This window comes from Paraburkholderia sp. SEWSISQ10-3 4 (genome assembly GCF_030464785.1).
In the GTDB taxonomy this organism is placed as follows: Bacteria; Pseudomonadota; Gammaproteobacteria; order Burkholderiales; family Burkholderiaceae; genus Paraburkholderia; species Paraburkholderia aspalathi.
Window position 1 is genome coordinate 124284 of sequence record NZ_JALPRI010000005.1, and the last position, 22411, is coordinate 146694.

The following is a 22411-nucleotide window of genomic DNA, read 5'->3' on the forward strand; positions in this document are numbered from 1 at the left end:
TTCGTGAGTTGACACTCAGGGAAGATTTTTTTGCGGGCGTCGACATGTCTGATGAATTTAGCCGGCCGTTGCGACAACTGGCGCGCGCAACCGGACATTTTGGCCTCGCCATTGTACCGGGTTCCCGCTCCTATCCGATTATTAAGCACCGGCGCCCCTGCCGTGGGCAATCACGCTGGCTTCGAGGCGTTGCCGTCCGTAAGGCACTCTTGCCCGAGAGCGTGCAAGAGTGTGCTGTACCATACGGTCCACACGCTCCGCCGCGGCGAGTGGCCGGCCTTGGTGCACCGCACCGCAACGTCCCACCGGCAGAGAGACCCCGAATTTTCCCCAGCATTCGAGCAATGAAACGATTAATGCGCGCGCTCTATCGCAGCGCACCCGCCGCCGTGAAAAGACTCGTGGACACGGCCGTCAGCCGCTCCACCCGCATCCCGTATGCGGGCGTGGCGCACGAGCCCGACGTGTTCCTGCAGAAGACTTCACGGGCGAATATCGTCAAAAAGTACTTACACAAGCATCTGCTGCTCAAATGGCACGGGCAGACGCGCCTGCAACTCAGAAACGCCGCCGGGGTCAAGCGCTTGCTGTGGATTTACACCGGCAAGCGCAATTTTGGCGACGCGACGATGGACATGTCCGGGCGGGCGCTGCTGAAGGGCAGCGAATTCGAAATCGACCTTTTCACATTGCCGAACCTGCACAAGCTGTTCGGGGAGGACGATGTCTTCAAGAACGTCTTTTCCAACTTACCGGATCTTTCCAACCGCCAGTACGATGCGATCCTGATGTCGGAGTACAACCTGCCGTCGATCAAGCTGAAGACGAAACATTTCAACAAGCTGCCGTACGCGTGCCTATTCCAGTACTTCTATGGTCCGGACCGCAATCAGACCACCTTCAGCCATGCCGCGATCAACCACGTCTTCTCGCTCGGCTACAGCGACGGCGAAATCGTTTCGATGAGCAAACCGTATCTGGCGGCGAAGGCGCGCACCCACGATTCGGTTCTCCCGCTCCTGCCGGGCAACCGGTTTCTGGCGTTTGCGGTCGGCGGGATCGATGCGAACCGCACCTACCGGCAATGGGGAGAGCTGTTCGAACTCATCGATTGCTCGGACGACCGGAACATGCCGAAGCAAATAGTTCTGCTTGGCTCCGACAACGGGGTCGCGATAGCGGATGAATTGTTGAACCGAGCATTCGGCACGCTAAAGATCACGTCATACGTCGGCAAGCTGACGTTGCTGCAGTCGCGCGAAATGATCGCGCAGGCTAGCCTCTTTGTGGGGGCGGACGGCGGCTTGATGCACATCGCGCACTCCACGCCAACGCCGAGCGTCTCGCTGTTTTCCGACCGCGAACCGCCCTATCTGCGCCTGACCGAACAATGCCACTCGATCGGTATTCAGAGCAGCGGCGACGTGGATGAGATCGCGCCGGCCGACGTCATGAGCGCCATCGAAACACAGTTGGCCACGGTAGCCAATCGGGCTTACTCCGCTTAGGCGGCGAGTGGCGCCGCAGACGCAGGTGTCTGCGACGCCAGCGCACTCGTCAGGATTTACGCTGCGTCCTGCTGGAACTGGATGCGATGCAAATGCGCGTACAGCCCGCCTTGCGCCAGCAGTTCCCGATGGCTGCCGCGCTCGACAATACGCCCGGCATCCATCACCAAAATCCGGTCAGCGCGTTCGATTGTCGACAAACGGTGCGCAATCACGAGCGTGGTCCGGCCCTTCATCAAGGTTTCCAACGCCGCCTGCACGTGGCGTTCGGATTCCGAATCCAGCGCGGAGGTGGCCTCGTCGAGAATCAGAATCGGTGCGTCCTTGTAGATCGCGCGCGCGATCGCCAGACGCTGGCGTTGACCGCCCGAGAGCATCATGCCGTTGTCGCCGACCAGCGTATCGATGCCGCTGGGCATCGCCTCGACGGTGTCCCACAGGTTCGCCGCGCGCAGCGCCGCCTTGACCTTGTCCGGATCGGCCGGCTGGCCATAAGCGACATTGTTCGCCACCGTGTCGTTGAACAGCACCACGTCCTGGCTCACCATTGCGATCTGGCTGCGCAGCGCGTGCAGGCCGTATTCCGGCAGCGCGACGCCGTCGACCAGAATCTCGCCGCCGGTCGGATCGAAAAAACGCGGCAGCAGATTCACCAGCGTGGTCTTGCCGCTGCCCGACGGGCCCGCGAGCGCCACCATTTCGCCCGGCGCCACCTTGAACGACACCTGGTCGAGCGTGTGGCGGCCATGCGTGGCGTTGCTACCGTAGGTGAACGACACGTCGCGGAATTCCACTTCGCCGTGAGCCCGCTCAAGCGGCTTGCCGCCGCCTTCCGGTTCGGAGGGCTCGTCGATCAGGCCAAAAATCAGCTCGCACGCCGTCATGCCGCGTTGCAGCGGCTGGTTCACGTCCATCAGGTGCTTGAGCGGCGAGATGATCAGCAGCATCGACGTAACGAACGCCACAAAGCCGCCGACAGTAGTCTGATCCGACGACGACTGCACCACGGCAATCGTAATCACCACGGCGAGCGCAATCGACGCGAGGAACTGCGTCAATGGTTGCGCGAGGCCACCGGAGACCGTCATGCGCATGGCGTAGCCGCGCAGACGCTTGCTCATCGCCGTGAAGCGGTCCGTCTCGTACTGCTCGCCGTTGTGCACCTTGACGACCTTGTAGCCGCCCACCGTCTCTTCGACGATGTACGACAGTTCGTTGGTCAGCAGTTGATGCTCGCGGTTCAGGCGCCGCAAACGGCGGTTGATCTTGCCCACCAGCCAGCCGATCCCCGGTAGCAACACCGCGACGATCAGTGTCAGGCGCCAGTTCAGATAAAACAGGTAGCCGAGCAGGAACACGACTGTCAGCGAATCGCGCACCAGAGTGACCAGCACGCTCAACAACACGTTGAGAATCTGGTTGACCTCGAAGACGATCGCGTTGATCACCGTGCTCGCGGTTTCGCGCTGGAAGAACGCCACGCTCGTGTGGATCATGCGGTCGAACATCTTCAGGCGCAGATCGAGCAGGATTTTGTTCGATACGTAGGCGAGCAGATAACCCGACGCGTATTGCGACACGCCGCGAATCAGCGCGAGGCCGATCACCGCGGCCGGTACAAACCACTTGGCGTTGTCGTTGGCATGCGCGCCGAAACCCTTGTCCAGCAGCGGTTTGAGCAAGGCGGGGATTGCCGCGTCGGTACCGGCGCTTACCGCCATTGCGACGATCGCGCCGACCACCACCCACAACAGCGGCTTGATATATGGCCACAAACGCCGGAAGACGACGGCAGGCGACGATGCCTCACCTGAACCGATGGGTTTGCTTAACGTAGGCTTCGCGCTCAAGGAATCCTCTGGGAATGCGGGACAGCATCCGTGCGGCGGGCGGAATGCCCGCTGCACGTAAAATTAAATACGGCATTGTAAACGGTTGCGGATTGCGCGGCCGGTAGTGTGAATTGACCAGATTCGACCGGATTCACGGGTCGCCAGCCGCCGGCGGCCGTGTCCGGCCACGGCCACCGCGCGCTGTGTATACTTGCGCGACCCATTTCGCCACCCTGCACCCTCCACGCAATTCAGGTATGCAAGAAACCACCCTCGGCGTCGCCATCATCACCAAAAACGCGGCGGCGCGACTGGCCGAATGCCTGCAGGCCGTGGCCTTCGCCGATCAGATCGTCGTGATCGACGGCGGCAGCACCGACGGTACCGCCGAGATCGCCCGGGCACATGGCGCGCGCGTGCTGGAGGAAACCGACTGGCCGGGCTTCGGTCCGCAAAAGAACCGCGCCGTGGACGCGCTGACCACCAGCTGGATTCTTTCGCTCGACGCCGACGAAATCGTCACGCCGGAACTGGCAGCGGCGATCCGTGCGGCGCTGGCCGCGCCCACCGCCGATGTCTACGCGGTGGACCGGTTGTCGAGCTTTTGCGGCCACTGGATTCATCACAGCGGCTGGTATCCGGACTGGATTCCACGCCTGTTCAAACGTGGCGCCGCGCGTTTCTCCGACGACCTCGTGCACGAGCGCCTGGTGTTCGACACGCCGTCGCAGCGCCTGACCGGCAAGCTGATGCACTACTCCTACGAGGACTTCGAAGGCGTATTGCGCAAGCTCGACGCGTATTCGACAGCGGGTGCGCAGCAACGTCACGCAGCGGGCAAGCGCGGCAGTTTTGGCATGGCGCTCGGGCGCGGCGCGTGGGCGTTCGTGCGAACCTATGTGCTGCGGCGTGGATTTCTCGACGGCCGCGCGGGTTTTATGATCGCGGTGTTCAATGCCGAAACGGTGTACTACCGGTTTTTGAAGCTGGCGCGGATGGGGGAGCAGACCCGGCGCTAGCGGCCGCGGCTCGCCAACGGTTGGCCCACGCCCACGCAACCGCGCGGGCCAACCAGACATCAATAGACGATTTCGATCGAGCTTCCGGCAAACTCGCCGCGCAATGCCGCGAGCAGTTCGTCTGTCGGCTTCACGCGCCACGCGTCGCCCAGACGCATTTCGCCTTGCGCGTTTTCGCTGCGATAGACCACCTGCACGGCGAGGCCGTTCGGAATCTGCACAGCCTGACGCTGGCCACCGCCGCCATAACCGCCGCCGTTGCGGCCACCACCGCCGCCATTGCCACCGCGCGATGACGCCGCCGGCGCCGGCGCAGCTTGCGGCTCGTCTTTACCCGCGCTATGCGCTTCGAGCACGCGCCGCAACGCCAACGCGTCCGCATTGCCGTTCATTTGCACCTTTACGGCTTCCGCGTAACGGCAACGCGCGCGGCCGAGGTCCATCACCGTGTCGACCGTGAAACGGATGCCGCCGGTGAATGCGTCGTTACGCGCCTGGCCCTGCACCACCAGTAATTCGTCTTCCTTGAACAGCTGTTTGTGCGCTTCAAAGGTCTCGTTGAAGACAGTCACTTCGCATTGACCGGTGCCGTCGTCGAGCAGCGCGATCAACATCTTGCCGCGCTGGGTCATCTGCGTGCGCAGCGACGCGATCACGCCAGCGACCAACTTGTCGCGCCCTTCCTTCAATTCGCCGATCTTCTGACGCACGAAACGGCGCACTTCATCTTTGTAGGCATCGAACAGATGGCCCGACAGGTAGAAGCCGAGCGCGGCCTTCTCTTCCTGCAGCTTCTTCTTTTCCGGCCACTCCGGCTCGTCGACCAGTTCGTGACCTTGCGACGGCGCGTCGCCCATATCGAACAGGCCCGCCTGCATCGCATTGGCGCTTGCCTGCTCGGCGGCTTCCATGGCCAGCGAGACCGAGGCGATCAGCTGTGCGCGATTCGCATGCAGCGTGTCGAACGCACCGGCGCGGATCAATGCTTCCACCGTGCGGCGATTGACGATCCGGCGATCGACCCGGTTGCAGAAGTCGAAGATGTCGATGAACGGGCCTTCTTCACGCGCGCGGATGATTTCTTCGATCGCGTTCTGGCCGCTGCCCTTGATCGCGCCGAGACCGTAGCGGATCGTTTTCGAGCGCTTGCCGTCCGCTTCCGCGACCGGCTCGAACCGGTACGCCGACAGATTGACGTCCGGCGGCAACACGGCCATCTTGTTCGTGAGGCAGTCCTCGAACAGAATCTTGACCTTGTCCGTGTCGTCCATGGCGAGCGACATATTCGCCGCCATAAATTCCGCCGGATGGTGCGCCTTCAGCCATGCGGTGTAGTACGCAAGCAGCGCATACGCCGCCGCGTGCGACTTGTTGAAGCCGTAGCCCGCGAACTTCTCCATCAAGTCGAAGATTTCGTCCGCTTTCTCGCCGGCCAGCCCGTTCTTCGCGGCGCCCTGGCGGAACAACTCGCGGTGCTCGGCCATTTCCTCGGCCTTCTTCTTACCCATCGCGCGACGCAGCAAGTCGGCGCCACCGAGCGAGTAGCCGCCGATGATCTGCGCCATCTGCATCACCTGCTCCTGGTAGACCATGATGCCGTAGGTCTCTTTCAGAACAGATTCAACGCGCGGATCCGGATACTCCACCACTTCGCGGCCGTGCTTACGTGCACAGAAGCTCGGGATCAGATCCATTGGGCCAGGACGATACAACGCCACCAGCGCGATGATGTCCTCGAAGCGGTCAGGCTGCGCGTCTTTCAGCATGCCTTGCATGCCGCGGCTTTCCAGCTGGAACACGGCGACCGTATTCGCTTTCTTCAGGATCGAGAACGACGCCGCGTCGTCGAGCGGCACCTGCGCGAGCGACCAGTCTTTCTTCGACGGATCGAGACGGCGGATATAGCGCTCGGCCCAGTCCAGAATGGTCAGCGTGGTGAGGCCCAAAAAGTCGAACTTCACGAGGCCGACGGCTTCGACGTCATCCTTGTCGTACTGGCTCACGACGCCGCTTTCGTCGCCCTGTGTATAGAGCGGGCAGAAATCGGTCAGCTTGCCGGGCGCGATCAACACGCCGCCGGCGTGCATACCGACGTTGCGCGTAAGGCCTTCCACGCGCTGCGCGAGTTCGAGCAGCTGATGCACTTCGTCTTCGTTATCGAAGCGCTCCTGCAACAGCGGCTCTTCCTTCATCGCGTCGGCGATGGTGACGTGCTTGCCCGGCTTGAACGGAATCAGCTTGGCGATGCCGTCCGTGAACATATAGCCGAGATCGAGCACGCGGCCGATGTCGCGCACCGCCGCTTTCGCCGCCATCGTGCCGAAGGTGGCGATCTGCGACACGGCGTCCGCGCCATATTTTTCCTTCACGTACTGAATGACACGGTCGCGGCCGTGCTGGCAGAAGTCGATGTCGAAGTCGGGCATCGACACGCGTTCCGGATTCAGAAAACGTTCGAACAGCAGGTTGTAGCGCAGCGGATCGAGGTCGGTCACGCCGAGTGCATACGCGACCAGCGAACCTGCACCCGAGCCCCGGCCCGGACCGACCGGCACGCCGTTGTTCTTGGCCCAGTTGATAAAGTCCGCAACGATCAGGAAGTAGCCCGGAAAGCCCATCTTGATGATCGTGCCGCACTCGAATTCGAGGCGCTGGTAATACGTTTCGCGCTGCGCCTCGCGCTCGGGCGCATCCGGGTACAACTGTTCGAGACGCTTTTCGAGGCCTTCTTTTGACAATTGCACGAGGTAGTCGTCGAGCGACATGCCGTCGGGCGTCGGGAAGAGCGGCAGCTTCGGTTTGCCGAGTTCAAGCGTCAGGTTGCAGCGCTTGGCGATTTCGACACTATTGGCGAGCGCCGACGGCAAGTCCGCGAACAGCTCCGCCATTTCTTCCTGCGTGCGGAAATACTGCTCGGACGTAAAGCGCTTAGAGCGGCGCGGATTCGCCAGGATGTCGCCTTCGGAAATACACACGCGCGCTTCGTGCGCGGTGAAGTCGTCCGGCGTCATGAACTGCATGGGGTGGGTGGCCACCACCGGCAATTTCAGCGATGCCGCGAGCGCAACCGCCTGCTGCACGTACTGCTCGCCGCCCGGCTGACCGCACCGTTGCAGTTCGATATAGAAGCCGCCAGGGAACACCTTCGCCCAATGCAATGCATTGCGTTTGGCCGCTTCTTCGTTACCGGCGGCAAGCGCGAGGGCAATGTCGCCCTGTTGCGCACCCGACAACGCGAGCAGGCCCTCACCCAGACCTGATTCGAGCCAGCCGGCTTCGATTTCCGCGCGGCCGCGATACTGGTTTGTGAGCGATGCCTTGCTGAGCAGCTCGCACAGATTCAGATAGCCGCGCCGGTTCTTGACCAGCAGCAGCAAACGGGAAGGCTTTTCGCGGTCGTCAGGATTGGTGATCCAGACGTCGCAGCCGGCAATGGGTTTGACCCCTTTGCCGCGGGCTTCCTTGTAGAAACGGACGAGACCGAACGCGTTGCCGAGGTCGGTGAGGGCGAGCGCACCCTGACCGTCTTTGGCGGCGGCCTTGACGATGTCGTCAAGACGCACGATGCCGTCGGCAATCGAGAATTCGGAGTGGACGCGAAGATGAACGAAGCGGGGATCTGACATGGGCGACATTGTAACTCCACCCTTCCGGAGTTTTCAGGCCAAAACCACGCGTCAGCCGTTCGGCTTAGGACAGAAACGCGAGCGCACCGTACACCGGCGTTGTGCAGGCGATTTGCGCTGCCACAAAGGGTTGGCCATTCGGCCGAGTCGGCCAAAGCGCCAGCTTGAGGGATAATACGGGTTTCGCCCTTTTCGACGTGGCCGCGCCGCATGGAGTTTGAATGCGGGCGTTCAATGCGCCCTGTTTTCCGCGCCGCCACTTCTTACCGCTGGACACACATGAGTATCGTCAATCTCGCCGCGTATCATTTCGCGACCATCGAAGACACCGCCGCATGGCGCCCGTTCGTTACGGAGCGCTGTAATACGCTCGGCTTGCGCGGCACCATCCTGCTGGCGCCGGAAGGCATCAACCTGTTCGTGGCCGGCACGCGCGAAGCCACAGACGCGTTCATCGACTACATCCGTCACGACGCGCTGTTTGATGGCAAATTCGTCAATCTGCAGTTCAAGGAAAGCCTGTCGGACAAGCAGCCGTTCACCCGCATGCTGGTCAAGCTCAAGCGCGAGATCATCACGATGAAAAAGCCGGCCATCCGGCCGGAGCTTGGCCGCGCGCCGTTTGTCGACGCCCCCACGCTGAAAAGCTGGCTCGACCGCGGCCATGACGACGAAGGCCGCCCCGTCGTGATGCTGGACACACGCAATGCGTTCGAGGTGGACGTCGGCACGTTCGACGACGCGCTCGACTACCGCATTACGAAATTCAGCGAGTTTCCCGAAGTCATCGAACAAAACCGCGCCGACCTCGAAGGCAAGACGGTCGTGTCGTTCTGCACAGGCGGGATTCGCTGCGAGAAGGCGGCGATCCACATGAAGGAAGTCGGCATCGAGAACGTGTACCAGCTCGAAGGCGGCATCCTGAAGTATTTCGAGGAAGTCGGCGGCGCGCACTATCACGGCGACTGTTTCGTATTCGACTACCGTACCGCGCTGAATCCGCAACTGGAGCCAACCGCGACCGTGCAATGCTTCGGCTGCCGCGCGGTGGTGCCACCCGAAGCGCAACAATCGCCGATGTACGTGGCGGGCAAGACGTGTCCGGAATGCCATCCGGACAGCAAGGCGGCACACGCCGCGTGATGCGGGCGGTCGCCGCGGGGGCGTGCGCTTTCAAGTTGCGGCCCGCCGCCCCTATACGAATTCATGGCTGAGCGGCATGGGTTCCTCATCTGCTCTTCGTCTTTGCGCATCAGCACACTCATCGACCCCATGACCTATCGTGGACGCTTCGCGCCGTCGCCTACCGGGCCCTTGCACTTCGGCTCACTGGTGAGCGCGCTTGCAAGCTGGCTGGACGCGCGCGCGCATGGCGGTGCGTGGCTGGTGCGCGTTGAAGACATCGACGGACCTCGCACCGTCCCAGGCGCGGCCGAAGAGATTCTGTCGACCCTCGAGCATTTCGGCATGCACGCAGACGAGCCACCCATCTGGCAAAGCGACCGTATTGCGCGCTATCAGGAAGCCCTGGAGCAATTGAAGGCCGCCGGCCTGATCTATCCATGCGGTTGCACGCGCAAAGAAATTGCCGACTCGCTGCTGCATGTCCACGCGCGCAACACCACCCTTGCCTACCCCGGCACCTGCCGCAGCGGCCTGCATGGCAAACCGGCGCGCGCATGGCGCCTGCGCGTCCCCGACGGCGATGCGGCGGTGATCACATTCGAGGACCGCTGGCAGAGCAAGCAGACGCAGAACCTGGCCACCGAGGTCGGCGACTTCGTGCTGAGACGCGCTGACGATCAGTGGGCGTACCAACTGGCGGTGGTGGTCGACGATGCTGACGCGGGGATTACGCACATCGTGCGCGGCGCGGACCTGATGGATTCAACTGCCCGGCAGATCTACCTGCAGCGTTGCCTCGGCGTGCCGACGCCGGAGTATCTGCACGTACCGGTGGTCACGAACGATCAGGGCGAAAAGCTCAGCAAGCAAAACGGCGCAACCGCGTTGGACAATGACAAACCGCTTGAAGCGCTGAGCGCAGCCGCGCGTCATCTGGGTCTTGAGCTAGACGGGACTGTGCATACGACGCTAGAGGGCTTTTATGCTGCCGCGACGGCAGCATGGGCGAAGCGCACGGGCATGCGGATGTGATGGCGGCGGGCCGTTGCGGCCGCCCCGAACAGAGGCAGCGCCGGTGAACCGCTCAGAAGAGAAACGCTAAAAACAACAAACCCAAGCAAAGAGTCAGCAATCAGGTCGACGACGGCGACTTCCTCGGCATCCCAAACCCACCGAGCAACGCAGCCAACGGCTGCTTGGAAGTCGACTTCTGCGGAGCCGCAGCAGACGAGGCAGCCGCCTCCTCAACCTTCCTCACCGAAGCCGCCGAAGGCTCATAAGGCTTGAGGAAAAAATCATCCACAGGCTGCGCACGATGATGATGCGGCCGATCGAACGATCCCGAGGACGAAGCCCCCGAACGCCGGCGACCGCCCCGCTCGTCACGGCCCTCTGCACGGCCATCCACGCGCTCGCGCCGCGGCGGACGCTCTTCATGGTGGTGCCGCACCGGCGTATCGACAGTCAGGTGTTGCACTTCCAAAGGCCGCTTGATCAGCTTCTCGATATCGGCAAGCTGCTTGCGCTCATTCGGGCTGCACAGCGACAACGCATCGCCGGACGCCCCAGCACGCCCGGTACGGCCAATCCGGTGTACATAGTCTTCCGCATTGAACGGCAGATCGAAGTTGATCACAGCGGGCAGCTCGGCAATGTCCAAACCGCGCGCAGCGACGTCCGTCGCCACCAAGGCCTCGATCTCGCCACGCTTGAACGCATCCAGAGCCTGCATCCGCTCATTCTGCGTCCGGTCCCCGTGAATCGCCGTGGCGATCACACCGTCGCGCTCCAGGCTCCGCGCCAGCCGGCTCGCGCCGATCTTGCTGTTACAGAACACGATTACCTGCTTCAGGCCGCGGTCGCGAATCAGCTTAACGACGGCGCCCGTCTTGTCGCCCTCGGCCACTTCATAAACGATCTGCGTCACATTAGTCGCAGTCGAATTGCTGCGCGCGACTTCGATCGTCTGCGGGTCGCGCAGGTACGTGGCGGCCAGTTTCTTGATTTCGCCCGAGAACGTAGCCGAAAACAGCAGCGTCTGACGTTCCTTCGGCAGCAGGTTCAGGATGCGCTGCAAATCCGGCAGGAAGCCCATGTCGAGCATCCGGTCGGCTTCGTCGAGCACGAGGATCTGCACCTGGCCGAGATTGGCGGTTTTCTGTTGCACGTGATCGAGCAGACGACCTGGCGTTGCGATCAGAATCTCGACGCCGCGGCGCAGCTGCTCGGACTGCGGATTCATGTCGACACCGCCGAACACCACGGCGCTGCGCAGCGCCGTGTGCTTCGCGTACGACTGCACGTTCGCCGCCACCTGGTCGGCCAGTTCGCGGGTCGGCGTGAGGATCAGCGCGCGCACCGGATGGCGGGCGGGCGATGCACTCGTGCTGGCCTGCGGCAGCAAGCGCTGGATGATCGGCAGCGAGAAGCTCGCGGTCTTGCCGGTGCCGGTTTGCGCGGCGCCCATCATGTCCCGGCCGGCCAGCACGACGGGAATCGCCTGCTCCTGGATCGGCGTAGGGATGGTGTAGCCCGATTCTTTGACGGCTTTCAGGATGTCGGGCGCGAGACCGAATTGATCAAAAGTCGCAGTACTGGGCGTGACGGCTGTGTCGGACATGGTGGCTTTCGCTAAAAATGCGCTTGGCGCGGTGCGCGCGGCAGCGGTCGGAACCGCAGAGGGCATCAGGATGAAGGCGGAGCCACGGCGTTCCGCACGGGACCCGTCAGTATTACGGGAAAAATGCGGCCGGCTCCGGCCGGCGGAAACACCCGCCGGAAAGGCCGGTATTGTAGCACTTCAGCAAAAACACTCATGGCGCATCTGCCGGCTTTCTGCTTACGACGGCGAAAGCCGGGCGGCGAGCCGCTCGCCGGACCGCCCGTGCCGGCCCCGAAAGCGACCTGCGAGGGTCGGAACGCTTCGCAGGCAGCGTAGTGCGCGCATGCGACAGATGCATGACAGTCCGGCTAAACCCGATCCGCCGCACCGCCAGTCACCACGTCTCGCGCATCACCATCAGGCGCATCTCGGTCATATCCTCGATCGCGTAGCGCACGCCTTCGCGCCCGAGCCCTGAATCTTTCACGCCGCCATACGGCATGTTGTCGACCCGGAACGACGGCACGTCGTTGATCACCACGCCGCCCACGTCGAGCAGATCCCACGCGCGATGCGCATGGGCGAGCGAATCAGTGAACACGCCGGCTTGCAGGCCGAAGTCGCTGTCGTTGACAGTAGCGAGCGCCGCGTCGAAATCGTCGAAACGCTCCAGAATCGCCACCGGGCCGAAGGCTTCCTTGCGATAGAGGTCGGTGTCGCGCTTCACGCCTTCGAGCAGCGTGGCCTCGAACATCGCGCCATCCACCTTGCCGCCGGCGACGATTTTCGCGCCCGCCTGCACCGCGCTTTCCATCCAGCCGGCGAGACGGTTGGACTCCGATTCGGAGATCATCGGCCCGACAAAGGTCTTTTCGTCCTTCGGATCGCCCATGATCAGCGACTTCGTCTTCGCGATCAGCTTCTCGCGCAGGGCGTCGTAGATCTTCGCGTGCACCAGAATCCGCTGCACGCCGATGCAACTCTGCCCGGACTGATAGAACGCGCCGAACGCCAGCCGGTCGACCACGTAGTCGAGCTTGCCGCCCTGATCGCCGTCGACGATCGCCGCCGCGTTGCCGCCCAGCTCCAGAATCACCTTCTTCTTGCCGGCCTTTTTCTTCAGTTCCCAGCCCACCGCGGGCGAGCCGGTAAAGGAAAGCAGCTTGAAACGCTCATCGGTGGTGAACAGATCGGCGCCGTCGCGATGCGCGGGAAGAATCGAGAATGCGCCTTTCGGCAGGTCGGTTTCAGCCAGAATCTCGCCCATGATCAGCGCGCCGACCGGCGTGCGGCTCGCCGGTTTCAACACGAACGGCACGCCTGCGGCGATCGCCGGCGCGACCTTGTGCGCAGTCAGGTTCAGCGGAAAATTGAACGGCGAGATAAACGAGCACGGACCGATCGGCACACGCTTCACATAGCCGTGATAGCCCTTCGCCCGCGGCGAAATCTCCAGATTGATGATCTCGCCGTCGATGCGCACCGACTCTTCGGCCGCCACCTTGAACGTGTCGATCAGACGCGTGACCTCGCCTTTCGAGTCGTTGATCGGCTTGCCGGCTTCGATACACAGCGCAAGCGCCAATTCGTCGTAACGCTCGCGAAACCGGTTCACGCAATGTTCGAGCACGGCCTGGCGCTTGAATGGCGGGAACGCGCGCATTGCCGGCATCGCGTCGACGGCATAGCCGATCGCTTTGTCGATCGCCGCCGCGTCCGCCATCGCCACACGGGTCGCCACTTCGCCGCTGAATTTATCCGTGACTTCGAGGTCCGTGTTGGCGGCCACCGCAACGTTGGCGAGGTAGTACGGGTAAGTTTTGTTCAACATGACGCGTTCTCCTTGATCCAATGCCTGACATCAGCCATAGAGCCGGCCAAGGGCTAGGCCCCGTTGCCGAGCATGGCCGCACCATTCATAGTTGGGCGCTTAGCCGCTTGATCTCGCGATTCAGCACACGTTCGTTGTCCGAGTAGTCGATCGGCAGATCGATCACATGCACGCCCGGCGTCGTAAAACATTCGCGCAGCAGCGGCGCGAATTCCGCGGCCGATTCAATGCGATGCCCCTTCGCGCCGTAACTCTCTGCATACGCGACGAAATCTGGGTTGCGCAGCGTCATGCCGTAGTCCGGGAAGTTCATGTTTTCCTGCTTCCAGCGGATCATGCCGAACGCGTCGTCGCGCAAAATCAGGACCACCAGATCGAGCTTCAGACGCACCGCCGTTTCCAGTTCCTGCGAATTCATCATGAAGCCACCATCGCCGCACACCGCCATGACCTTGCGGTCCGGATGCACGATCTTGGTCGCGATCGCCGACGGCAGGCCGGCGCCCATCGACGCCAACGCGTTATCGAGCAGCAGCGAATTCGGTTCGTGTGCGCGGTAGTAGCGCGCGAACCAGATCTTGTACATGCCGTTGTCCAGACACACGATGCCGTCCACCGGCGTGGTCTCGTAGACGTCGTTGACGATCCGCACCGGGTACATCGGGAAACGGTCGTCGTGCTGGCCTTTGACCAGATGCTCCTCGAAGTGCTGCTTGATCTCCTTGAAACGCGTGAAATCCCAGTGTTCCTGACGCTCCTTGAGGCTTTCCTTGAGCTGCCACACCGCGTTGGCGATATCGCCGACCACCTCGATCTGCGGGAAATACACCGTGTCGACTTCCGCGCCGAGAAAATTGACGTGAATCACCGTCTTCTCGCCGGCGTCGCCGCTGCGCATGAAAAACGGCGGCTTCTCGATCACGTCGTGGCCGACATTGATGATGCAATCCGCGTGGTCGATCGCGCGGTGCACGAAGTCACCGTCGGACAAGGTGGCGTTGCCTAGCCACATCGGGTGCGATTCGTCGATTACACCCTTGCCCATCTGCGTCGTAAAGAACGGAATGCCGATCTGGTCGACGAATTCACGCAACATCTTGGTGGTGGTCTTGCGGTTGCCGCCCGCGCCGATCATCAGCAAGGGATGTTTCGCCTTCGTGATCGCTTCGACCGCGCGCGCCACGGCCTTTTCTTCGGCAACGGGGCGGCGGCTGAAGCTCTTCGGAATCGGATGGCCGTCGCCTTCTTCGTGCGCGACGTCTTCAGGCAATTCAAGGTGTGTGGCGCCCGGCCGCTCTTCTTCTGCCTGACGGACCGCTTCGCGCACCGCGGCCGGAATGTTGGCGATCGACACGATCTGCCGCGTGTACTTGGTGAGCGGCTCCATCATCCGCACCACGTCGACAATCTGAAAATGGCCCTGCTTGCTCGATTTGATCGGCTTTTGCCCCGTCACCATCAGCATCGGCATGCCGCCTAACTGCGCGTACGCGGCAGCGGTCACGAAGTTGGTCGCGCCCGGACCGAGGGTGGCCAGACACACACCGGTGCGTCCAGTGAGGCGTCCATATGTGGCGGCCATGAAACCGGCCGCCTGCTCGTGACGCGTGAGAATCAGACGAATTTTCGAGCGGCGCAGCGATTCGAGCAGATCGAGATTTTCTTCACCGGGGATGCCGAACACGTACTCGACACCTTCGGCTTCCAGCGATTTGACGAACAGGTCCGATGCTTTCATGGAGGGTCTCGCTTGATGAAACGGACGCGGGCCATGAGCCCGCCCGTTGAAGTCCAATATCGGACGATCGAAGACGACGACAGCCGCGCGAGCCAAGCGCAGCCTGACATAACGGCGATAGCGACGACACAGGCGACAGCAATGGCAGCGGGCACAGCGGATGCCATGCCGGACAGCTTACTACTCGAACGGAAAGGATGTGCGCAGGCGGGCAGCGCCGCAAGGCAGAGACAAACGTCAGGCGAGGCAGGCGGCGTGTCTGAAGAAAGACGCCGCATCATGCTCAGCGATTGATGGTGACGCAGTCGGACAGCATCGGCGGGGCGTTTTCGCCGTCCGTCGCGTCGTACAGGTCGGCGCGCGGGCCCTTGGTCCACCAGGTGTAGCTGCCGGCCTGATACTTCGCGCCGGAAGCCGAGATTGTGTTGACGAACAGCAGTTGCTGGCCCTTGACGGGCACGAGCGCGAAGCTCTGGCCGTTCGCCGTGTTCCAGTAGGTCACCTGCAGAATCTTGCCGGTCGCGCAGGTGTATTTGTGCGTCTGGCGATTCTTCGCCTGAATGTCGGCGAGGTTCAATGGCGCGGCCCATGCATTGCCGTACAGTGCCGCAAGACCCGCTGCCGCGGTGACTGCAACAAGCCATTTCTTCATTCGAAGCCTCGATTGTTGTTGCACATCAAGCATTGGCGGCACGCTTTGCGCTACGGCTGTGTTGCATGCCCGGAACGAACGCTCATGAGCCCATCGTGAACCGGTCGTGGATCGCTTATGGATCGATCACGTCGGCGCAAGCGTCGGTCGGCGCGGCGGCAACGTGCCCGACCAGCGGCACGATCTTCAGTCCCGCCGACGCCACCCGGCACGGCGCAGCGGCGAGGCCGCACCCTGTCATCCCTGCACACAGCGCGAGTATCACACCCAGTGCGCCGAGACGGCCGAACCTTCCAGACCGCACGTTCTTGCGGGTTTCCAGGGGCATACGTACCTCTACTTCAACGAACTTCAATGAGTCGGGTTTCGCGCGCGGCGGGTTTGCGCAGCGCGCGGGTACTCCACTTCACGTCACATCGACACGCTGCAGCGCCGCAAGGCAGCGCTTTAACGCGCCTTACTTCGTGGAAACCGGCCGCACCGCCGCCGCGGCCTGTTTCGCGCGCGAGCGTGCTTCGTCGGTCGTCTCGCCAGTGGCCAGCGCCACGCCCATACGGCGCTTGACGAAGCTCTCCGGCTTGCCGAAGAGCCGCAGATCCGCATTCGGCACGGCCAACGCCGCCGCGACACCTTCGAACGCGATCGCCGTTTCGTCCAGTCCGCCGTAAATCACCGCAGACGCGCCCGGCGCCCGCAGCGACGTATCCACCGGCAAACCGAGAATCGCGCGCGCGTGCAGTTCGAACTCCGAGAAGCGTTGCGAGCACAGCGTGACCAGACCGGTATCGTGTGGACGCGGACTCACTTCCGAGAACCATACGTCATCGCCACGCACGAAAAGTTCCACGCCGAACAGGCCTCTGCCGCCCAATGCCGCAGTGACTTTGTGCGCCACTTCGCGCGAACGTTCCAGCGCGAGCGGGCTCATCGGCTGCGGCTGCCACGATTCGACGTAGTCGCCCGCCACCTGCACGTGGCCGATCGGGTCGCAGAAATACGTGCTGACTTCGCCGCTCGCCGGATCGATCGCGCGCACGGTGAGTTGCGTGATTTCGTATTCGAAGTCGATAAAACCTTCGACGATCACCCGGCCGTGATTCACGCGGCCACCCGCCATCGCATATTGCCAGGCGGTTTCTACATCCGCGTCGCTCTTCAGCACCGACTGCCCCTTGCCCGACGACGACATCACCGGCTTCACGACGCACGGATAGCCGACTTTGGCGATGCCCGCGCGCAGTTCCTCAAGCGAATCGGCGAACGCGTACGGCGAGGTCGGCAGACCGAGCTCTTCAGCGGCCAGACGGCGGATGCCTTCGCGGTTCATCGTGAGCTGGGTGGCGCGCGCGGTCGGGATTACCTCGGCGAGGCCGTCGGTTTCGATGGCGGCGAGTGCGTCGGTCGCGATGGCTTCGATCTCGGGGACGATCAGGTGCGGACGCTCCTGTTCGACCAGCGCGCGCAAGGCGGCGCGGTCGGTCATGTCGATCACGTGCGAGCGATGCGCGACCTGATGACCCGGCGCATTCGGATAGCGGTCGACGGCGATCACTTCGACGCCCAGCCGTTGCAGCGCGATGATCACTTCCTTGCCGAGCTCGCCGGCGCCGAGCAGCATAACGCGCGTGGCGGATTCAGAAAGGGGCGTGCCGATCCGTTGGCCGATCTGCATGGGGTCTCCAGATAAAAGTCGGATGAGGGTGGGATTGAGTAGAACACGATGTTAACATGCGTCCCCCGATGCGCACCCCGCACCGCACCCGCTGCGTCGACGCAGCGCTCGCGTGCGGCGTGCCGAGTGCGTTACCCTTACGCCTTCGCCAGTTTGAAGAGGAACGACGTCATGCTCCAAAGCTCCTCCGCGCGAGGTGTTGCGCGCTTCATCCCTTTTGCGCGCACGGCCATCGCCGCGTTGAGCGTCGCCGCGCTATGCAGCGCGTGCGCCATGCCGAAGCATCCCGACTCGGAAGCGGCACCGCCCGATCCGTTCAACCCGGCCGCCACCCAGTTGCTCGACGACACCAGTTGGGTGCTCAGCGGCTGGAAACAGGCCGACGGCACGGCCCGCGCGATTCCGACCGCGGATCAGGGCGCGCCGATCACGCTCGTGCTCTCTACCGACAAAGGCCAGCGCCACGCCAGCGGCTTTTCCGGCTGCAATCGTTACATGGGCTCGTATGCGCTGAAAGACGGCAAGCTCAGCTTCGGCACCCTAGGCGGCACGCGCATGGCATGCGCGACGCCGGGCGGGCAGATCGAAGCTCCGTATCTCGACGCGCTGAACCACATCGACCGTACCGGCGTGCAGATGCGCGCGCCGCAGCAGATGCAACTGGTGCTCGATAACGGCGACACGCTCACGTTCGACCGCAGCGCCAAGTGATCGGTACGCTTACCATTGAGCGGTTCGGCCGGTGGACCGCCGGGCGGACCGGCAAGCGGATTTGCGCTTGCGGTCGACACGGTCCGCATGGCGCGCACACGTTGCCGTAGCAGCCGTTGTTTTTCACCGACGGCGGGCCGCACGCCGGCCTGCTTTCCCATTTGACGCAAGCATACTTGCGTCTGCCTTCGAAGCATCGGGCTTCGCCGGTTAAACTCGACGGATTGCGTTCTTGCGCGTCCGTCATTCGTTGATGTCTAGTATGCACACGGTAGTTTTCGGCTGGTTCGGCGGGTCGGCCGTCTGGTTCATTCCTCTTTTCTGGCGCCTCGTGAAGTCGGTGCTGCCGGGCGGCGCAGGCTTGCGCGGCCCCGGCACGATCCGCCTTTGGCTCGGCTTCGTCTGCGTCCTGGTGGCAAGCTGCACGCTGGAGGCGTCGCTGATCGGCGTGGCCGGCGCGAATGGCTTCGGCCACGCGCTGGCGGCGGGCTTCGGTCATCTGCTCGGCCATATCGGCACGCCGCTCGCGGCGCTTGCCCTGCTCCTGATCAGCCTGCCCTGGCTGATCGATTTCCGCTGGCGCGACGTCGCCGTATGGGCCGACGGTGCATTCGGCCTCGGCCTGTCACGCGGCCTCGCCAGGCGCGACGAGGAAGCGCGCCGCCATCGCAGCGTGGATGACGGTTTGCCGTCGCACATGTCGACGTCGACCAATACGATGGCGCCCAAAAGCAATGGACGTTATGCGCGCCCGACCGTCTGGCGGCCACCGGCGAACGGCCGCAGCGCGGCGACGGCTGCCGGTGCGGCTGGTGCAGCCGCGGCGAGGGACGCGGCGGCACGTGGCGCCGGGGCGAACTGGCGTGCCGGCGCAGTGAAGCCGCGTAGTCAGCCCACGCAGGCGGAGCCGGTGCTGCGCACGTCCGCCGCGACGCCACCGCGCCAGGCGCCACGGCAAGTGCCGATGCAGACGACGACGCCGACACCGACACCCTTGCAGAACGCGGACCGGAGCGCATGGATGCCGGCTGAACCGGTCGCGCCGGCCGGATGGTTGCGTGAATCGACAACGGCGCCGCGTGCGCCCGCATCTGCTGCTGGTTCGACAGCGGGATCAGGATCGGCGGCGACTCCGGCTCGTGATGGCGCATCGCAAGTTGGTCGGCGTTCTGCTGGAGAGCAACGTCCGGTGGGATCGTCGGGCGCCGGCTCGGGGGCGGCGGGGGCGGCCGGTTTCGCGGGAGCGGTCGCAGCGCAGGCCGCTGCAGCGCAAGCGGCACCCACCACGGCGGCAGCACGGATGGCGTCGGGTTCGGCAGCCGGTTCGGCGATGAACGCCTCGGCTGGCGAAGGCCGTCCGTCGACGATGCCGAGCTCAGCCGCCAATGCAGGATCCTCGGGAAGTCGCTCCACCACTGCCCAGCAGCGGTTCTCGCCTGCTCCGCGCGCAGACACCAACGCCGCGCCGGCGCAGGCAACGCGGAGTCCGGCTTCTTTCAGCACGCCGGCCCCGAGTTATACGCGGCCGATGGCGACCGCACAGAAGGTAGCGCCGCCCGCCAGCGTCCAGGAAACCCTTCGCAGCATCGCGGAAAACGCCGCGCGCTGGACCGACATCGCCGGCGTCAGCCTCGCTCGCAGCAGCAGCGCGGAAAATGCGCTCGTCACTACGACTCCGGACGCTCCGACGGGTGCCGAGCCGACAGTCGAGGCTGGGCAATCGGACGTAGCTTCGTCTTCACATGCGAACGATGATGTTGAAATTGCCGCGGTACCGGATGTAAGCGCGCCTTTGCAGGACGTAGTCGAGGCCGCGCCGGACCACCACACAGCGACGCAATCACCCGTCGAAACGCCGCGAATCGAAGCCGCTTCTGAAGCGCCGCTCGAGGAAGATACCGAGCCCGTCGTGCAATGGCCGATTGAACCGCCGGTTATCCAGGCGCCGTTGGTTGCGGCACACACACCAGCCACGCAGCATGAAACACCGGTGCCCACGCCCACGCCGTTTCAAATCTTCGCAGCCCAACTGGAAGCCAGCGACGCGCATACGGACGTGTCACCACTCGTCGAAGACGAACCGACGCAAGCGCACACTGCGACGCACGCGCCGATTGCCGAAGTCGTCATCGATAAACCGCTCGCGCCCTGGGAAACCCGAATCGATGCTGTCGCTCCAGTCGATGTGGAAAAGACGGACACCCCTGCCCTATCGGATGTATCGGACGCATTGGAAACAGTGGACGTAGCCGACGATTTGAACTCGTCAGCCGCTTCGGACGCTTCGGCCATCGTTGCGGCAGTAGAGCCGCAAAGCGCCGTATCGCACACGTCGAACGTGGTTCGTTTCCCTGGCTTCGCGGCTCAGGCAGCACCAGCGACCTCGGCCACCATCGTCGACGAATCCTCGACCGAGCGCACCGACCCTGCGGAATCCGCAGAGCTCGCAGAACCCACCGAACCCACAATCCAGCGCACACCGCTGCGCGGCCACACCCCCGCCAACGGTTTCGAATTCCACGCACCCGCAGCATCGATGGTCGAATTGCCGACACTCGATCTGCTCGCACGCGCCGACACTGACGTCGAACCCGTTTCGGAAGAAAAGCTCATCGAAACCGGCCTGCTGATCGAGCAACGTCTGCAGGAATTCAAGGTGCCGGTCACGGTGGTCGGCCATTCGGCTGGCCCGGTCATCACGCGCTTCGAAGTCGAGCCGGCGCTCGGCGTGCGCGGCAGTCAGATCGTCGGCCTGATGAAAGACTTGTCACGCGGCCTCGGCCTCACATCGATTCGCGTGGTCGAGACGATTCCCGGCAAGACCTGCATGGGCCTCGAGTTGCCGAACGCCAAGCGGCAGACGATCCGCCTGTCCGAAATCCTCGAAGCCAACGTCTACCAGAACTCGCATTCGCAATTGACGCTGGCGATGGGTAAGGACATCACCGGCCATCCGGTGGTCGCCGATCTGGCGAAAGCGCCGCACATGCTGGTTGCGGGCACAACGGGTTCGGGCAAATCGGTGGCGATCAACGCGATGATCTGCTCGCTGCTTTACAAGGCGACGCCCGAAGAAGTGCGGCTCATCATGATCGATCCGAAGATGCTGGAACTGTCGGTGTACGAAGGCATTCCGCATCTGCTCGCGCCGGTCGTCACGGATATGAAGCTGGCGGCCAACGCGCTGAACTGGTGTGTCGGCGAAATGGAAAAGCGCTACCGTTTGATGTCCGCGGTCGGCGTGCGCAACCTGGCCGGCTTCAATCAGAAGATCCGCGATACGGAAGCCAAGGGCAAGAAGCTCGGCAACCCGTTCTCGCTGACCCCGGACGCGCCCGAACCGCTCGCGCCGCTCCCGCTGATCGTCGTGGTGATCGACGAGTTGGCCGACCTGATGATGGTCGCCGGCAAGAAGATCGAAGAACTGATCGCACGCCTCGCGCAGAAGGCGCGCGCCGCCGGCATTCACCTGATTCTGGCGACGCAGCGTCCGTCGGTGGACGTGATCACCGGCCTCATCAAGGCGAACATTCCGACGCGCGTGGCGTTCCAGGTGTCGTCGAAGATCGACTCGCGCACGATTCTCGATCAGATGGGAGCCGAATCGCTGCTCGGCCAGGGCGACATGCTGTTCCTGCCGCCAGGCACGGGCTACCCGCAGCGCGTGCACGGCGCGTTCGTCGCCGACGAGGAAGTGCACCGGATCGTCGAGTATCTGAAGCAGTTCGGCGAACCGCAATATGAGGAAGGCATTCTCGACGGCCCGGCCACCGAAGGCGCGGCGCCCGATCTGTTCGGCGACACGCCGGATGCCGAAGCCGATCCGCTTTACGACGAAGCCGTTGCCTTCGTGGTGCGCACGCGGCGCGCGTCGATCTCGTCGGTGCAGCGGCAATTGCGCATCGGCTATAACCGCGCGGCGCGCCTCGTCGAGCAGATGGAGACGGCGGGCCTGGTGTCCGCGATGGGCATCAACGGCAGCCGTGAAGTGCTCGCGCCGGGACCTGCGGAATAAACGGCACGGGCTGGTAGCCGCCAACCAAAAGCCAACACAAGCCAGACAAAAAAACGGGTCGCTCGAAGCGACCCGTTTTC

Annotated in this window: 15 protein-coding genes; 7 read left to right on the forward strand and 8 right to left on the reverse strand. The window is 63.3% G+C overall.

From position 1 onward, the window contains the following. Positions 1-44: 44 nt before the first annotated feature. Complete coding sequence (locus M0D68_RS13915) at positions 45-1508, forward strand: glycosyltransferase family 9 protein (protein WP_266224560.1); 1464 nt, start codon at positions 45-47, stop codon at positions 1506-1508. 56 nt (positions 1509-1564) lie between these two features. On the opposite strand, the gene msbA is transcribed toward M0D68_RS13915, so the two are convergent. Then, a complete protein-coding gene (gene msbA / locus M0D68_RS13920) occupies positions 1565-3358 on the reverse strand; it encodes a lipid A export permease/ATP-binding protein MsbA (protein ID WP_200619783.1) in 1794 nt (597 codons plus the stop codon). Positions 3359-3597: 239 nt separating this feature from the next. Between msbA and M0D68_RS13925 the strand changes: the two genes are divergently transcribed. Beyond that, a complete protein-coding gene (locus M0D68_RS13925) occupies positions 3598-4359 on the forward strand; it encodes a glycosyltransferase family 2 protein (protein ID WP_200619784.1) in 762 nt (253 codons plus the stop codon). 59 nt (positions 4360-4418) lie between these two features. On the opposite strand, the gene dnaE is transcribed toward M0D68_RS13925, so the two are convergent. Continuing rightward, entirely contained in the window at positions 4419-7994 is a 3576-nt protein-coding gene (gene dnaE, locus M0D68_RS13930; RefSeq protein WP_200619785.1) for a DNA polymerase III subunit alpha, read from the reverse strand. Positions 7995-8264: 270 nt separating this feature from the next. On the opposite strand from dnaE, the gene M0D68_RS13935 reads away from it, so the two are divergent. Then, complete coding sequence (locus tag M0D68_RS13935; protein ID WP_266224562.1) at positions 8265-9128, forward strand: sulfurtransferase; 864 nt, start codon at positions 8265-8267, stop codon at positions 9126-9128. Between the two features lie 129 nt (positions 9129-9257). Further along, positions 9258-10142: a tRNA glutamyl-Q(34) synthetase GluQRS gene (gene gluQRS / locus M0D68_RS13940; protein ID WP_266224563.1), complete on the forward strand. Its 885-nt coding sequence runs from the start codon at positions 9258-9260 to the stop codon at positions 10140-10142. A 100-nt stretch (positions 10143-10242) separates the two neighbouring features. On the opposite strand, the gene M0D68_RS13945 is transcribed toward gluQRS, so the two are convergent. The 3 genes from M0D68_RS13945 to M0D68_RS13955 form a co-directional block, all read right to left on the reverse strand. Beyond that, a complete protein-coding gene (locus tag M0D68_RS13945; protein ID WP_097393560.1) occupies positions 10243-11730 on the reverse strand; it encodes a DEAD/DEAH box helicase in 1488 nt (495 codons plus the stop codon). Positions 11731-12106: 376 nt separating this feature from the next. Then, the gene (locus M0D68_RS13950; RefSeq protein ID WP_266224564.1) at positions 12107-13543 is read right to left on the reverse strand and encodes an aldehyde dehydrogenase family protein; all 1437 of its coding nucleotides are present in this window, start codon (positions 13541-13543) and stop codon (positions 12107-12109) included. Positions 13544-13628: 85 nt separating this feature from the next. Beyond that, complete coding sequence (locus M0D68_RS13955; RefSeq protein WP_093639430.1) at positions 13629-15281, reverse strand: acetolactate synthase large subunit; 1653 nt, start codon at positions 15279-15281, stop codon at positions 13629-13631. A 33-nt stretch (positions 15282-15314) separates the two neighbouring features. On the opposite strand from M0D68_RS13955, the gene M0D68_RS13960 reads away from it, so the two are divergent. Continuing rightward, the gene (locus M0D68_RS13960) at positions 15315-15575 is read left to right on the forward strand and encodes a hypothetical protein (protein WP_266224566.1); all 261 of its coding nucleotides are present in this window, start codon (positions 15315-15317) and stop codon (positions 15573-15575) included. Here the strand turns inward: M0D68_RS13960 and M0D68_RS13965 are convergent. The 3 genes from M0D68_RS13965 to purT all read right to left on the reverse strand — a co-directional run bounded on the left by M0D68_RS13965 (position 15565) and on the right by purT (position 17605). After that, positions 15565-15933: an MliC family protein gene (locus tag M0D68_RS13965; protein WP_097391805.1), complete on the reverse strand. Its 369-nt coding sequence runs from the start codon at positions 15931-15933 to the stop codon at positions 15565-15567. The two genes, M0D68_RS13960 and M0D68_RS13965, sit on opposite strands and share 11 nt — an antisense overlap. A gap of 115 nt (positions 15934-16048) precedes the next feature. Then, complete coding sequence (locus M0D68_RS13970) at positions 16049-16261, reverse strand: DUF6726 family protein (RefSeq protein ID WP_093639421.1); 213 nt, start codon at positions 16259-16261, stop codon at positions 16049-16051. A 129-nt stretch (positions 16262-16390) separates the two neighbouring features. Next, a complete protein-coding gene (gene purT / locus M0D68_RS13975) occupies positions 16391-17605 on the reverse strand; it encodes a formate-dependent phosphoribosylglycinamide formyltransferase (RefSeq protein WP_093639418.1) in 1215 nt (404 codons plus the stop codon). Between the two features lie 171 nt (positions 17606-17776). Between purT and M0D68_RS13980 the strand changes: the two genes are divergently transcribed. Together M0D68_RS13980 and M0D68_RS13985 are read left to right on the forward strand one after the other, a co-directional pair. Beyond that, entirely contained in the window at positions 17777-18316 is a 540-nt protein-coding gene (locus M0D68_RS13980; protein ID WP_093639415.1) for an META domain-containing protein, read from the forward strand. A 262-nt stretch (positions 18317-18578) separates the two neighbouring features. Next, positions 18579-22331, forward strand: coding sequence for a DNA translocase FtsK (locus M0D68_RS13985; protein ID WP_266224568.1), 3753 nt, complete (start codon positions 18579-18581; stop codon positions 22329-22331). Positions 22332-22411 lie beyond the last annotated feature (80 nt).